13 protein-coding genes are annotated in these 15,928 nt (G+C 38.9%); 2 read left to right on the top strand and 11 right to left on the bottom strand.

All coding sequences use genetic code 11. The annotated features are described in order from the left end of the window. The first annotated feature begins 77 nt into the window (after nt 1-77). Complete coding sequence (locus HXT58_RS02915) at nt 78-2,429, top strand: RelA/SpoT family protein (RefSeq protein WP_004119477.1); 2,352 nt, start codon at nt 78-80, stop codon at nt 2,427-2,429. Between the two features lie 89 nt (nt 2,430-2,518). Here the strand turns inward: HXT58_RS02915 and HXT58_RS02910 are convergent, their stop codons facing one another. The 11 genes from HXT58_RS02910 to HXT58_RS02860 form a co-directional block, all read right to left on the bottom strand. Beyond that, on the bottom strand, nt 2,519-2,800 hold the full coding sequence (locus tag HXT58_RS02910; protein WP_004119480.1) for an HU family DNA-binding protein: 282 nt from the start codon (nt 2,798-2,800) through the stop codon (nt 2,519-2,521). 205 nt (nt 2,801-3,005) lie between these two features. Then, complete coding sequence (locus tag HXT58_RS02905; protein ID WP_410297084.1) at nt 3,006-5,441, bottom strand: lysylphosphatidylglycerol synthase transmembrane domain-containing protein; 2,436 nt, start codon at nt 5,439-5,441, stop codon at nt 3,006-3,008. Nucleotides 5,442-5,456: 15 nt separating this feature from the next. Further along, the gene (purB, locus tag HXT58_RS02900; protein WP_004119485.1) at nt 5,457-6,899 is read right to left on the bottom strand and encodes an adenylosuccinate lyase; all 1,443 of its coding nucleotides are present in this window, start codon (nt 6,897-6,899) and stop codon (nt 5,457-5,459) included. Between the two features lie 61 nt (nt 6,900-6,960). Then, nucleotides 6,961-8,568: an esterase/lipase family protein gene (locus tag HXT58_RS02895; protein WP_410297083.1), complete on the bottom strand. Its 1,608-nt coding sequence runs from the start codon at nt 8,566-8,568 to the stop codon at nt 6,961-6,963. A 300-nt stretch (nt 8,569-8,868) separates the two neighbouring features. Further along, complete coding sequence (locus HXT58_RS02890; protein WP_410294518.1) at nt 8,869-9,459, bottom strand: DUF6466 family protein; 591 nt, start codon at nt 9,457-9,459, stop codon at nt 8,869-8,871. After that, nucleotides 9,456-10,571: a vWA domain-containing protein gene (locus HXT58_RS02885; protein WP_410294517.1), complete on the bottom strand. Its 1,116-nt coding sequence runs from the start codon at nt 10,569-10,571 to the stop codon at nt 9,456-9,458. The genes HXT58_RS02890 and HXT58_RS02885 overlap by 4 nt, the downstream gene beginning before the upstream one ends. Continuing rightward, on the bottom strand, nt 10,568-11,704 hold the full coding sequence (locus HXT58_RS02880) for a vWA domain-containing protein (protein WP_410294516.1): 1,137 nt from the start codon (nt 11,702-11,704) through the stop codon (nt 10,568-10,570). Before HXT58_RS02880 ends, HXT58_RS02885 begins: the two co-directional genes overlap by 4 nt. Next, entirely contained in the window at nt 11,704-12,231 is a 528-nt protein-coding gene (locus HXT58_RS02875; protein WP_415705941.1) for a hypothetical protein, read from the bottom strand. Before HXT58_RS02875 ends, HXT58_RS02880 begins: the two co-directional genes overlap by 1 nt. A gap of 1 nt (nt 12,232) precedes the next feature. Continuing rightward, nucleotides 12,233-13,174 (bottom strand): DUF58 domain-containing protein, encoded by a 942-nt coding sequence (locus HXT58_RS02870; RefSeq protein WP_064340180.1) that lies wholly within the window; start codon nt 13,172-13,174, stop codon nt 12,233-12,235. Then, nucleotides 13,171-14,295 (bottom strand): AAA family ATPase, encoded by a 1,125-nt coding sequence (locus tag HXT58_RS02865; protein WP_004119505.1) that lies wholly within the window; start codon nt 14,293-14,295, stop codon nt 13,171-13,173. The genes HXT58_RS02870 and HXT58_RS02865 overlap by 4 nt, the downstream gene beginning before the upstream one ends. A gap of 90 nt (nt 14,296-14,385) precedes the next feature. Further along, on the bottom strand, nt 14,386-15,102 hold the full coding sequence (locus tag HXT58_RS02860) for a uracil-DNA glycosylase (RefSeq protein WP_004106746.1): 717 nt from the start codon (nt 15,100-15,102) through the stop codon (nt 14,386-14,388). 129 nt (nt 15,103-15,231) lie between these two features. Between HXT58_RS02860 and HXT58_RS02855 the strand changes: the two genes are divergently transcribed. Continuing rightward, nucleotides 15,232-15,906, top strand: a complete 675-nt coding sequence (locus HXT58_RS02855; RefSeq protein ID WP_004106743.1) for a LytR C-terminal domain-containing protein — start codon at nt 15,232-15,234, stop codon at nt 15,904-15,906. Nucleotides 15,907-15,928 lie beyond the last annotated feature (22 nt).

Below are 15,928 nucleotides of genomic sequence, written 5' to 3'. Positions count from 1 at the left end.
TATTGTATGTATTTTTTGTTTTTGTAGTGTATTGAGCGAATTGCAGGTAGGATAGTAAAAGTACCAGGAGGTGCCAAATGGGTGAACTTCAAGAGGATGTAAAAGGATCCAATAGGCTCGGATGTGAAATCAGCGAAGATTCTCGAAATCCATTATTGCCAATATTGAGCATGTGCCAATGGCATCATCCTAATGAGGATATGAGCATTCTTCATAGAGCTTATGATCGTGCTGTAAAGCAGCATACAGGTCAAAGACGCAAATCTGGTGAGCCATACATTATTCATCCTCTTGCTGTAGCTCAAATTCTTGCAGATCTTGGAATGGGACCAATTGTTGTTGCTTCAGGATTATTACACGACACTGTAGAAGATACAGATTACACGCTAGAAGAATGTCGAGCTGAATTTGGCGATACTGTAGCAGGTCTTGTAGATGGTGTTACAAAAATATCCAACATGGAATATGGCGAAAGTGCTCAAGCAGAAACTATTCGTAAGATGGTTGTTGCAATGAGCCGCGATGTGCGAGTGCTTGTAGTAAAGCTTGCGGATCGTTTGCACAATGCTCGTACTTGGAGGTATGTTAAGCCATCAAGTTCACATAAAAAAGCAAGAGAAACTCTTGACGTATATGCACCTCTTGCTAACCGTTTAGGCATGAATGCAATTAAAACTGAACTTGAAGAGCTGAGTTTTAAAGTACTGTACCCAAAAATTTATAATGAAATTGTTGTTTTAGTTGCTCGTAGAGCAGGTCAGCGCGAAGTTTATTTACGACAAATTCTTGAAGAAATTAATGCAGATCTTGCAGAACAACATGTTAAAGCATCGGTAAAAGGTCGACCAAAAGATTATTTCTCTATTTACCAAAAGATGATCGTTCGAGGTCATGATTTTGCTAATATTTACGATTTAGTTGGCGTGAGAATAATAGTCGATTCTATTCGTGACTGTTATGCAGCATTAGGTGCAGTGCATGCTCGATGGAGCCCTGTTCCAGGACGTTTTAAGGATTACATTGCAACTCCAAAGTTGAATATGTATCAAAGCTTGCATACTACAGTTGTAGGCCCTGGTGGAAAGCCAGTAGAGATTCAAATACGCACATGGGATATGCATAGGCGTGCTGAATTTGGTATCGCAGCGCATTGGAAGTACAAAGCTAATGGTCAGGCTGGTCGCGCTTTAAGTAAGCCTGATAATGATGATTTAAAACGCGAAAATAATATTGATGACAAAAAAGAGCTTAGCGAAGCAGATAATCTTAAGTGGATTCAACAGCTTGCTGATTGGACTAGTGAGACTCCAGATTCAGATGAATTCTTAGGTTCATTAAAGCAAGATCTTGGTGCTTCTGAAGTTTATGTTTTTACTCCAAAGGGGAGTATTGTTGCGCTTCCGCAGGATGCAACTCCTGTTGATTTTGCATATTCTGTGCATACTGAAGTTGGTCATCGCATGATGGGTGCTCGTGTAAATGGACGTTTAGTTCCTCTTGATACGAAGCTTTCAAACGGTGACACTGTAGAGGTACTTACTTCAAAGTCGGATACAGCTGGACCATCACGCGATTGGCTGAGTTTTGTAAAATCTCCTCGTGCTCGAAATAAAATACGTCAATGGTTTAGCAAGGAACGCCGCTCTGAGGCGATTGAAGAGGGCAAGGATGAGCTAACTCGCGCTATGCGTAAACGTAACTTGCCTTTAACTACTTTGATGACGCAGCAGGCATTAATTGGCGTTGCTGATGAATTGAATTTGCCTACTAATGTTGAGTCTTTATATGCGGCTATTGGCGAAGGCCAAGTTTCTACACAGAATGTTATTTCGCGTTTAGTAAAAGATGCGGGCGCTGATGAAGTTGCAGAAGAAGTAGAACAAGAAGCATTGCCTTTACGTCATGTTGAGCGCAGCCATAAGTCTAACGGCGCTTTGGGAGTATCAGTTAAGGGTGTTGGAGACGTTTGGGTAAAGCTTGCAAAATGTTGCATGCCAGTTCCAGGAGATATGATTATTGGTTTTATAACACGAAACCAAGGTGTGTCTGTGCATAGGACTGACTGCCAGAACATGCTCGATTTGCAAAAAACTCAATCAGAGCGCGTTATTCCTGTTCAATGGACTAGCGATAAAGGCTTGTTCTTGGTTAAGGTCCAAGTTGAAGCATTGGATCGACAACATCTTCTTTCGGATGTTACTCGCGTTCTTTCAGATCATGGAGTAAATATTCTTTCCGGAACTATTGCTACAGGCGATGACCGTGTTGCAACAAGTCAATTTACCTTTGAAATGGCAGATCCTCAGCACTTAGCAACTCTACTTGCTGCTATCCGTAAAATTGAAGGCGTTTTTGACGTTTACCGCATTACGGGAGCAAAAGATAGCGCAGAGCCGCGTTTGCGAAAAATGGAACGAGGAGATTTATAAAAGATGGGCACCCCAGCTTTGGAGTGCCCATCTTCGTTTTTGCGCAAATAGTATTTGTTTAATGTAATAAATACGAAAAACGCTTAATTTCAGGCAGTGACAGCCTTCTTCAACAAGGAGCCAGCAGAAATACGTACACCGTAAGAAGCTGGAATCTTGATTGTTTCACCGGTACGCGGGTTGCGGCCAGTGCGCTCAGCACGCTTTACGCGTTCTGCGGAGAACAGACCAGTAAGCTTCAAACCTTCACCGGACTGTAAAGCCTCAACGAACACATCCTGGAATGCGTTGACGGCGGCTTCGGCCTGTGCCTTGGTCAGGTTGGACTTCTGTGCGATCTTAGAAACGAGATCAGACTTGTTGTATGCCATGCAGCATCCTTTGTGTCAGGGGACCTTCTCTTCAAAGGTCACGTTCATACTAGATACTAGTACATTTTCCCTACAAATGTAGCCATTTTTGCATTTTTTCTTAATATTTTTATTTATTTTTTGTTATTTTTTATTTAAAACATACTCGTATTAAATCAGATACGATATTTGCTAATAAAAATACACAAATGTTTGTAAATCTCACTTATATAAGCTCATTATTGCTAAGCCACTTCATTGCAAACGCGCCTAACGGAATTCTTAACCAGTAGAACATAAGTCTATACAGAAGGGTGGCAGACAAAGCAACTGTTGGAGGAACACCTACAGATGTAAAAGCGAAAGTAAGAGAAGCTTCGACAGCACCCAAGCCGCCTGGTGTAGGCACTGCCGATCCAGCAGCGTTAGCAAGTAAGAATAGTAAGATTGTTTCCCAAGGATTTGCGTAATATCCAAATGCAAGTAAAGAAATCCAATAACCCAATCCAATGCATGAAACAAGCACAATAGCACCGAAAGAGCCCGCAATAAGTTGCATAGGATGTGAAATAAGTTCCTTAATTTGACGACCGTAATCAGATAATATTGGCAAATAATGTTTGCGAATTGTTTTACGAGCGGACGGGATAACCATTAAAACACAAACTATAAGAGTGATTATTCCAATGAAAGTAATGAGCATATGAGTAGGAATCATTCCAGAAAGCACATTTTTACCGGTGAAAACGCCTATAGAAAGTAATACTAAAGTTGTCATTAATGCTTGAATAAGCCATACTGCACTAGTAATTGCTGTAGCTTGAGCCGGAGTGTACCCGTTTTTCTTTAATAATTGCATATTTACAAATGCAGGACCAACACCAGCAGGCATAGAAACTGCTGTGAAACCAGAAGCTGCTTGAGATGCAAACAAAACATGTGCAGAAGGTTTTTGATCATCCATGAATGAGCCGAGAGTAATTGCAGATCCAATCCAAGCAAACATGCTGCAAGCAAAGCACATAAATACCATTACATTATCTGCGTGACGCAAGGCAGCAAATATTTCCTGAGGATGCCACTGTGTAGCGATAACAGCAACAGCAACAATTGAAAGAACTAAGCTAACAAAGAAACGTATATTGAAACGAGCTAAACGCACAGTATCATAATCTTCTTCATCTGTGCTTAAAGCAACTGTTTCACTTAGCTTATTGCAAAGATTTTGGAAAACTTTTTTATTCCAAGATGGCAAAGATCTCGTAGAAGCAGGAATAGCGGCTTTTTGCATAAAAGGCAATAGTGCAGATAACTTTTCTACACCCCATGTGTTAATAGCAGCTTTAAGAGCGGTGTCAATATCTGTGCAAGATGCAATAAGCGTTAAAAGCTGAACTTTATCAAGTGCAATATTTGTATCGTCGCTGGCAACATCGCCATTTTGCCAACCTGCAATAACTGGGGTTCCATCTTCAAGCCTAGCAATAGTTTCAGGAGTGATGCGTCTATGCGTAATACCGCGAGTATTAGCCGCATCGACATAACGCATTAATTTTGCTGCATCATCAATAGTTAAAGTGTTCAAATTACAAGGCAGCAGAGCGTTAGAAGCGTGAAAAACCATTATTGAAGATTTATCACTGTCGCTTACTCCATAAACATTCGCTGTTGGTAAATGCATATTTCGTAAAACAAGAAGCATAGAAAGATGGTGATGAACAGAATGCCTAGCAGAACGATCTCTACGAGTCGGTATATCTACTAAACGCACCCACTGCCATAATTGATTTAAATAACCTGGTAAATGAACTTGATTATCTAATACTGAAATTACATAACGTATGCCGTGAATGTCTGTTGCATCATACAATCTTGAATTTTCAATTAAATCGTCATCAAGACTTGAACGAAGTACTCCAGTATGATCAGCTTGCTGAGTTCTACGAGTTAATTGAGTAAGATTATCTATGCCAATATTTTTTAAAGCAAGAACAATATCGTCACCCCAAGCACCCTTACTGCGTGTGCCTTTTGCGAAACGAATAAGCGTACCAATTGCTCTTCCTAAGCAGCATGATACAAGAACAGCGGAGTAGGAGTCCCAAGATGAAAATAGAAGTATTGCTGTAACAATGAATAAAGCATTCCAGCCCCACATTACATGCTTATATTCGCGTCTAGGACCACTAACTGTAAGAAAAGCAACTAGAACAGCATACATGTCTGGAAGCAAATCAGCCCAAGTGTTATTGGACCGCATTTGTAAAGATTCAATCAAAGCTATATTGTGTGTAGAAAATATCGCAATAGATAACAGCCATACTGAACCATAACTTATAAACAGTGTAATAACAGAAATAGCGGTATCAATCCAACGCCTGTCAGAAACCATGTGTGCAATAACTTCTGCAACAACAATGAGAGTAAGACCTTGCTGTATCAGAACAAATGAAAGATTATTAAAAGATAACCCTATAATTTGAGTAGCACTTCGTGCATCAATCTTCATAGCATCAGCCGTTGCTGACAAACACATTGACGACAACAAAGTAAAAACGCCAATTACAACTGATGATATTGCATACAACAAATCAGCCCAACTACGTACTAAGCTAGGCTGAGTATCTTCAATAACAAGATTTGGATTTATGCTAGATTGCATGGCTTTACCGTCTACTTAATCAATAAAGTCCACCAATCGTGAAGCAAATCCAGTGTAAGATTCTGGTGTCATTGCTTGCAAACGAGCTGCAGTATTGGCATCAAAGCTACGAGATTTAATGAATTCTTCTACATCACTTTGTGAAATATGGTGACCGCGCATTAATTCTTTTACTTGCTCATATGGTCGTTCCATACCAGGTACGCCAGCAATTTCTTCAGCACGCATTGCTGTTTGAATTGGCTCTCCAAGAACTTCCCAATTTTCGTCTAATTCTTTTGCCATAAATTCTTTATTAGGATGAATAGACTTCAAACCGCCTAAAAGATTATTCAAAGCAAGAAGAGCATAACCGAAAGCTGAGCCAACATTCCTTTGAGTAGTAGAGTCTGTAAGATCACGCTGCCAGCGGCTTTCAGTAAGAGTTGCACATAATGTGTCAAACAGTGAGCAAGAAATCTCAAGATTAGCTTCAGCGTTCTCAAAACGAATAGGGTTAACCTTATGAGGCATAGTAGAAGATCCTGTAGCTCCCTTTACAGGAACTTGCACAAAAATACCCCTAGAAATATACATCCATACATCAACTGCAAGATTATGCAAAATATGGTTTATGTGACTTACAGTGCTATAAAGTTCAGCTTGCCAATCGTGGCTTTCAATTTGAGTTGTTAATGGATTCCATTGAAGATCCATTCTATTTTCAACAAACTCTTGAGATACGCTAATCCAATCAACTTCTGGGAAAGCAGCTAAATGAGCTCCAAAAGTTCCTGTAGCACCATTCAACTTTCCTAAATACTCTTGATTATCAAGATGACGAAGTTGACGACGTAAACGATATGCAAACACTGCCAATTCCTTACCCAAAGTAGTTGGAGTAGCAGGCTGGCCATGAGTTAACGAAAGCATAGATAAATCTCTATATTCGTTAGCATTCTTAACTAAATAATCAACTATCGCTTCTAAATTCGGACGATAAACGTTTAAAACAGCTTGCTTTACGCAACGCGCAATAGAAAGATTATTAATATCTTCACTTGTGCATGAAAAATGTACTAAAGTTTTTAAATTTGAAAGCTCAGTAGCATGACCAAGCTTATTCTCTGCTTCGTCTAACGCATCGTCAATGTAGTATTCAACAGCTTTAACATCGTGATGAGTAATAGCCTCATGCGCAGCATGACGAGCAATTCCTTCAGCATCAAAATTTTCAGGAATAGAACGCAAATATGAGCATTCTTCATCAGTTAAAGGATTAACACCCTTAACAATTGGCTGGAATTGATTAGCTTCATAACCATTTGCGAGAAGAATCATCCACTCAACTTCTACACGCATGCGCTCGCGATTTAACGCAGGTTCGCTTAAATATTCAACGAGTGCGGATGTTTGATTATGATAACGTCCATCGAGAGGAGTCAGAGCTATTGCAGGAGAAATATCGGTAAGCTTCATAGTTTAAGGTTACATCATGCTGCGAATTAGCTTAATTTTACTCAATAAGAATTTAATTATTTTATTTTTTCATTATTCCTTGCCACAATGTAGTACTTTGCAATTTGCCATTAATAGTATTCTGAAAATGTCGATCTTGCTCGCGCACACTTTTAGATCCGAGTTGAAGAGCATCTTCATAAGCTGCAGTATGGTAATGCAAATCATGAGTTAAAGTTCCTTCTTCTGGAACATCATTAACGAATATTCCGTCATTATCGAATTTTTTAATCGAATATTGTTTGCCAGAAAAACGCGTGACTCCAGGAGGTAAAGAACGCTTAGATTCTTTAACATGAATTGCATGCCCATGAATAGTCACCCAATTATTTCTACGAGGATTCTCCTTGCCATCTAAAGATGGTACAATCTCATCGTCCATCTCAATACTAGTAACCCAAGTCTTCTTGGGAATTGGATGATTTGCAATAGGAGATCCAGCAGTAACAACATGCTGTATGTTGTACTGTTTAAAGTAATCGCTTGCAATGCTTGCTGCAACAATGCCTCCCTGAGAATGGCCTACTAAAGCAACAGGCTCGTTAGGTTTAATTCCAGAACGTTTCATAGCTTCTACAACCATTCGAGTGCTATCAGCTTGTTTTCTCATTAAAGAACTATGACTCATTACTTCTGCGTTTTGTGCCCAACCAAAAGGAGAGTGTGCTTTACCGTCAGTTCCTGGAATTATTACTAACCATGACGAACTGCCATCGCTGCGCTTAAAACGTTGAATTGCAATAGTAGCAGCATCTGGATTAACAAGTGGTGGCCTAACGCCCAAATTTCCGCTTCCAAGTTCCGTTAAATTTTCTAAAGTTTCAAGCAGATTACGTCCAGGTCTAGCAAGAACAGATCCAGGTTTTCTCCACGTCTCATTTACTTTAGTGAGAAGTAAATTATTACCTTGCTTTCGATCATTAATAGGCGCGCTTACGAAGCTAAGAGCACTAGAAATAAATGGAATAGCTTGTGATAAATATTTTTGAGCATTGGATAAAAAGTTTAGTGAGGTTTCACGCTCTTTTTTATTTATGGGGCCTTTCGCATTTCCGGCAATAAATATTGGCAAACTTGTAATAGGATTTAAAATAAGGTGCTGCGATAAACCTCGAATAATTCCTTGTTGCATACTCTTAGTTGCGTAGGACCATTTAGCAAGATATTGGAAACCTGAATGATTTTTATCATCTTGTTTGACAGCAAGACTTGCGGACAATAAAACGTGTAAAGCAAAAATAGGGTTTGCAAGAGCCAAGAAAGAAATTTTATTGTCTAACTCGTCTTTTGTACGAAATTCTGCATCTTCATATAAATTATTTGCTCTTACAATAAGAAAAGCAAGATTTTCTAAATTTTGAGACATTAAATAACATTTATGAGCATACTCATGACATATGCTTTCAGTTAAAAATGATTGTGAAGAATCATGAATATATGCTCCTGATTCTTTTTGTATACCATAATTTTGACCGGCAATAACCATCGCTGCATTAAGCCATAAATTTTTTAGCGTAAGCAATTCTTTAGCAATATTGTTGAGTTTTCTGGAGAAACTAATATACGCTTCTCTATCAGCAACGCTAAGCGTCATTCCACCTACAACAGAGGACTTAACTTTCCAAGACATACTATATTCCTCCGCGAATGTTATATAACGCATACGCTTGTGCGGAAATATTTTTCATACTATGACGAAAATGTTCGGCTGCAAGCCCTTGCCAATCTTCTAATTCAGTCGCTGCGGATTCTGCTATAACGCAGCGAGCGCACTCTTGAGTGCGTTGTATAAGCCATTGCCATTCGTAATATGTGTGCATAATCGTTATTACACACGTTCATTAATAAAAAGTCACTAAAAAATATTCAATGTGGTTAAAAGGTTATTCAATGCTTATTGCTTCGCTTATAACCAATCTTGAAGATTTAATTACCAAGGCTTATTGCTGCTTTCATCAGTTTTAGTACGTTTTTCTGTCTTTTCTAAACCTTGCTGGTCTTCTTGATCCTGTGAATATTTAGAATCCACATGATCGTTCTGTTTTAGCAAGTTTTCAACTTTATTGCGCTGAGTATTGTCCAACTGAGGTTTAGACGAATCTGACTGCTTTTTATCTTTAGAAGAATTGTCAGAATTATCGTTTTTAAAATGATTGTTATGCTTTTTCGGTTTCTGTTGCTTATTAGTATTGTTTTGATTCTGCTTTAATTTTTCTGTTAACTTTCGTGATAATTCAGCATTTTTGTCAATACTATTTCGAAGTTGAGGAAGCAGCATCATTTCTTGAGATTTAGCATCATCAAATTGAGCATCAGTTTGCTGTTGCTGAGTTAAAAGCACATTCTTGTCGCTATCGATACTCTTGGAAGATTTTATGTTAGAAATAAGGCTATCAGTAGCAGCATTATATGCGTATTGTGCTCTCCAATTTACGATAGCAAAATACGCTATTAATATCGCAATAATCAAGAACAAGAATGCAACAATGCGAATAATTGTGCGACTAGACATGTGCTTCATACTAATTTCCTTGAAGTTATAAACCACGACATTAATTCCCAAATTAAAAGTATCGACGCAAATATTGCAAACGGCCAAATAATTGGTTCAGGTCTCAAACGAGGTTTTGCTGTCTCGTTCATTCTCCATTGGTGTGAAAGAATTGGTTTTGCTTCGTCTCCAAATGTTACGTTTAAAGATGAGTGCATATACTTGCCGCTAAGCTCATCGGCAATATTTCGCAAGTTCTTTTCATCAAGCTTTGAAATGCCAGGATTTCCTGTAGCAGGATCAATAACCCATTGATTAGAGGTATTGTCTTCGCTGTAGTCGTCAAGTTGCAGCTGTGTTTTTTCCAAAGGTATTTTAGCTCCTTTAGATGAGCCTATTCCAATAACAAATGCGTTAGTAATATAAGCTCTGAGCGATGAAAATGTGCGGCGCTTCCGTTGAGTTGTTTCCTCACCGTCGCTTATAACATACAAAACTGTTGTGTCATCTGGATGAGCATCATGTATAGCTTTTGCAGTAAGCAAAGTTTGATCTATAGGTGCGTCAAGACTAGTTCCAGTAGCTACGCTAGTTGGCTCAGTTCGTAGAGTATTTATCCAATTGTCAACTGCTCTAGCATCAGGCGTCAATGGGACATCAACAGACGTAGAAGCACCAAAAGAAATAGCAGCAAAACTTGAGTTAGCATAGGATTTTGTTATTTGATGAATAATATTCCTTGCTGCTTCAATACGCTCAATCTTACTATTTTTTGCATAATCAGCGTCTTTTGCTCTCATTGAACCTGTTATATCTAGAGCAATAATCACGTTTGTTGCATTTACTGCTCTTTGTAAAGTTGAACGCATAATACTTGGAGATAGCACGCAAATTATTAGCATTATACATATGCCAATACGTCTTAATCTCATGCAAAAAGTTTCATCACTTGATTCAGGTTTCCTGCGTATAGGCACAATTTCAAAAAACATTGCTGCCAACAAAACCAATATTGCAATAATCGCAATAATCCAACCATATGATGGAGAAAAAACCAACTGACCTGCTTGAGAAGTGTCAGAAGCTTCAATTTTAGCGTGTGCAAACAGTAGGGTAGTAGCAGAAAATAGTGTTGTTGTCATCGCTTCATCCTCTTTGCAATAGCTAGCCAAATCACAACGCTAAACACAGTAAACAAAACCCAAAGACCAGGATCGTCACTAAATGCAGACTGAGCAGCGCCTTGAGGAATTGCTGTATGTCTTTTTTCAATTTCTTTTACTAAATTAATAACGGAATCAGAATTGCGTTGAGAAAGGAAAATTCCACCATGAGATTCAATAAGCTGTTTCATTTCTAATGTAGTGTCATCATTCTCATTCTGTTTTGCGCCAGAATATAACCCATCGACCGTAATTTTAGCCTGCTTTGTTAAATCTAAAGCTTGCTTTAATGAGTAAGTTTGTTTTCCAGAAACGACATTATCTGTAGCAAGAACAATGGAAGAACTTCTATTAAAACGGCTTTGCATTTTATGGTTATTATGAGCAGAACCATAAATAAAACCTGGAAGCATTGCTGCGCAACTAACTAAACCGTCTCCAATAAGCGATGTTGCGTTTTTGCGATTTTGAGTTCCTTCAAGCCAGTCAGAAATTTCTTGATATTGACGTTGTTGTAAACGATTAATGCGACTTTGCGATTGAACTCCGCCAAGCAAATTTGCAGCATATTGCAATTGTTTTTTAGCCAATCGATAGTCGTCAGTCAGTGGAAAAACTGTCCTAGATGTGGAGTTAAAAATGCTCAATCCAATGCGTTCACCCTGAAAATGCTCAATAAAATTAAGATACGCTTGAATCACTTCGCGATCATATGGTAGAGCAGAACCTGAAACGTCTAAGCATAAAACAATGTCTCTAGAACTAACTTGCTCGTTCGCATTAAACACTCGTGCTGGCCTGGAAGCAACAGCAAGCGCACTGCACAAAGATACTACCAATGCAGCCGTAGCAAACCTTCTAAACATTCGCCACATATACCATGAATGACTAGTAGTAGTTCCTTGTAGATCATTGTCAAAAGTAAAAGTATAGAATTTTCGCGTAATATTACTAGTTTGACTCTTATACTTCTTTTTTAAAATATTCCTACGAATGGAATCTAAAATCAGTAAGACAGCAAAAATTGCTACAGAAACAACAACGCCTGCAACAAAAAGCAGCGGCCATTGCCATCTCCATGGCCATATGTATTCCCAAACATTATTACTCATCAACGTTTGTCCTTCGTTTGCCAGCCTTCAAGCAATACTAAAACCCATTCAGCAGCCTGCTCAACAGTAGTATTTCGCGCTTGCTCGTTTGCTTTGCGATCAGCAAATTCTGGAGGATACAAAGCAGATATTGTTTGGCGTAACATATCAGCACCTTTTTTATTGCGCCATTTCAAACGCAAAGAAGCCAATTCTCCCAAAGTGTGAGTTTGAATATCTTCACCGCTCATCTTCGAAATATAAGATCTAGCAATAGACGCCAATTTTGCACAAGCCTGATCTTTAGTAAGTTCATTGTTATGATACTTCTCAACAATCGCATCAATATCTTTACGCCAAGCTTGTTTGTTTACATTATGAATGTGAACTGCTTCTGTAGAATTGCTACTTTCAGCTAATTTCTTTGGCTTTTTAAAAGAAAAATATAAAACCGCAAAAGCAATAAAGATAACAACAAGCGATGCAGAAAGTAGTATTAAAAAAAGCGTTTCATCATGTAAAGGCTTTTGAATATCTTCCAGGCTCATTCTATTCAACCTCCTTGCTAAATGAGTCAGCAAGATAATTTGTACGGCTCACCTTTTGCGCAGAAATATGGAAAACTTCTTCACTTGAAGAACCATGAATTATTGAAGATTGAACACCAAGCAGCATATCGTATAAAGCGTTTATTCTAATATTTCTACGAGCTTCAACTTCATTTTTATTTGATTCTTTTTTCAAAAACGCCGGTACTTTACGTAAAGTAATTCCATCAAATATTTGCAAATCAATTGCAGAATCAAAAGGATTAATAGGAGAAATAACAATAACGACAAGCTTATGGTTTTGCGTAATTTTGCGCAAAGATTCAGCGTTATGAGCTTGTAATGCATACTCATCAGTTATTAAAACTACCAGACCATTATTGTCAATATTTTTTAGTAGCGAAGTAAGCAACGCATCAATATCTCTGGTATTTTTACGAGTATTAAGCAACGTATAATCTAGATTTCGCTCAAAATCAGAAAAGTTGCTAGCAGCATGAACATTGATAACATTTTTTCCATCTGCACACAACAACGAAACAGCATCATGACGTTTTAAACTCAAAGACGCAAAAAAGCATGCAGAATTAGACGCAACTTCATACAGAGATTCTCCAGAAACACAAGCTCCATTCATATTTATGCTTGTATCTAAAGCAATCCAAGTATGAGAAGACGAAGTACGCTCTCTAGAAGACACCATAGGCTGTCCAGTTCGAGCGCTCGCAGACCAGTTCATCATGCGAGCTTCATCTCCTGGCTGCCATGCGTGTATGTCAATAACATCACCTGTGCCAAAACGCCTGTGCGAAGGATGGTCTCCCTCTAATAAGCCTAAAGCTTTACGCGCAATAGGCAAATCAATTCGCTGATCCAAAAGCTCAATTTTGCGACGCACGGCTTTAGCAGGTTCAGATAATACTAACCGCTTCGTACGCATCATGGCACAGGAACCGTCTTAACTAATGCATCAATTACTTGATCTGTAGTAATAGAATCAGCTAAAGCTTCAAAAGTTAAAAGTATGCGATGCCTTAACACTTCATGCGCAAACAATTTAATATCTTCAGGTATCACATAATCGCGTCCAGAAAGTAAAGCGTGAGCTTGAGCAATACGAATAAGTGCAATTGATGCACGCGGGCTAGCTCCCATACGAACCAATGAATTAATCGTAGGAAGTGGATGCGTACCTTCACCGCGAGAAGTGGCAACAAGATCAACTACATACTTCATAACTGCTTCAGAAACGTGTATATGACGCGCTGCAGTACGCATAAAAACAACATCTTGCAAACTTATGCGTTGAGTATTTAGCTTTGAAGGATCAACGACATCCGATCCTCGTTGAGTAAGTAATTGCAGCATACGAACTTCCTCGTCAGGATTAGGGTAAGTCATAACTGCTTTTACCATAAAACGATCCATCTGGGCTTCTGGAAGATTAAATGTTCCTTCTTCCTCAATTGGATTTTGCGTAGCAATAACCATAAATGGTTGAGGCAGAGGAATTCTTTCGCCTCCAATAGTTGTTGCTCCTTCTGCCATAGCTTCAAGCATTGCAGATTGAGTTTTTGCGTTTGAACGATTAATCTCATCCAACAAAATAACATTTGCATGGATAGGACCAATTTGCGTAGTAAAACGTTGGGAAGCAAAATCAAAAACTTGAGTACCAACTAAATCTGCTGGCATTAAATCCGGAGTACACTGCACACGACGGAAACTACCTGACATAGCTGTTGCAAGAGTTTGAGCAGCAGTAGTTTTTGCGAGACCTGGTACTGATTCAATAAGAATGTGTCCGCCTGCAATAAGAGTAAGGATAAGAGACTCTCGTAAAGCGTCTTGACCGACTAAGGTTTGTGCAAAACGTGCGCGCAAAATATTTGCAATTTGCTGGCAACGACGTATGTCATCACTCGAAATAGTTGCAGTAACTTGCGCACTTGTATTAGAAACAGCAGACGGCTGAGGTACAGCTGATCCAATGCCAAGCTTAGAAGCAATTGAAGTTTTATCGGTTAACGGTTTCTTCTGTGGTTGCGGTGGAAATAATGCCATAAGAGACATTTTAACCGATATGCAGTACTGACATGTTCAAAAATGGCATTTTTATTGTCTTTATAAGATAATTTGCAATATTTAAGACAATTAGATTTCTTGAGAATCTAGGGACCAATTAATTGGCGAAACTCCCATATTAATTAAGGCCTGATTAGCTCTTGAAAATGGATGCGATCCAAAGAATCCTCGCATTGCAGAAAGAGGGCTTGGGTGCGCTGATGTAATAAGAGTTGCATTCGTCAGCAAAGGAGCCAAACTTTGCGCATTACGACCCCATAAAATAGCTACAAGCGGCAATGGATTACCATTGCAATCAGTTCTATTGTTTAATGCTCGAATAGCTGCATCGGTTACAGGCTCCCAACCTTTTCCTTGGTGGCTATTTGCCTTACCAGCCTCAACAGTTAAACATCTGTTAAGAAGCATCACACCCTGCCTGGTCCACGGTGTTAGATCTCCACTCTTTGGAGTTTCTACGCCTAAATCGTTTACTAATTCTTTATAAATGTTTATGAGACTTTTTGGCAGTGGGCGCACTTTTGCAGCTGTGCAAAAACTTAAGCCTACTGGATGGCCCGGCGTTGGATATGGATCCTGGCCAACAATTAAAACTTTAATGCTTTTTAGTGGAATAGAAAAAGCACGCAAAATATTGTGGCTAGCAGGAAGAATATGATGTCCGCTTTCTATCTGCTCTCGCAAAAATACTCCCATTGCGCGTATTTGTGGCTCAACTGGCTTTAATGCTTCAGCCCAATCAGGATCCATTAGCTCGTTTAAAGGTTTAATATTTTGAGGATTCATATTGCTACTGTATGTCAAGGCATACCATAAAAGGAAATTAATCAAATTTTCTAAATTTGTGCTTTGTGCTAAGCATTGGATAATATAGATTCATTGTTGTTTAAATGATCTTTTATAAGGAGTGCAATTATGGCGCGAAATAATCAGAACGTGTCGTATACGCCTGATGCTTTTGATGAGCCACCAGAGGGACCAGTTGGAGTTCATCGTGGAAATCCTGCGTGGTATGCCGTAATACTTCCTTATTTTGTTGCATTAATCATTGCGGCGGTTGTTGGCGTTTTGGTTTGGGCTATTGCTTCTGGTGAAATCTCACATCTTCCGTTGCCTTGGAACCATCAGCAACAATCATCTCAATCAGCATCTCCTACTAAGCCTTCTGAAAACAAAAAGTCTGCTAAAAGCGACGAAGATAAATCTTCTGAAGACGAAGATGATGACGACGATAATAATAAATCTGAAGAAAATAAATCAGATAAGAAAGATGCTGATGACTCTAAAGATAATTCAGCAAATGATTCTAAAGCACAAACTTCACTGGACAAATCAGTTGCTGTGAAAGTTCTTAACGCAACCAAGATAAGCGGTCATGCTGCTGCTGGCGCAGATAAGTTAAAGCAAGCAGGATACGCAAATGTGACAGCTGGAAATCCAACTGGTAAAGTCCCAAGCGAATCTGTTGTTTGGTATAAAGACGATTCCCAAAAAGCTGCAGCTGAAGATATTGCAAAGACTTTAGGTATTAGCGCTGTCGAAAACGAAAAAGAAATCGTTTCTCCGATTGTAGTTGTGCTTTGCAAGTAATATTTTTCGCATAAAAATAACC

The sequence above is a fragment of the Gardnerella sp. KA01000 genome (assembly GCF_049244035.1).
Classification (GTDB): Bacteria; Actinomycetota; Actinomycetes; order Actinomycetales; family Bifidobacteriaceae; genus Bifidobacterium; species Bifidobacterium leopoldii.
Note: the sequence above shows the minus strand (reverse complement) of the source record. Positions and strands in the feature narration are given on the sequence as shown.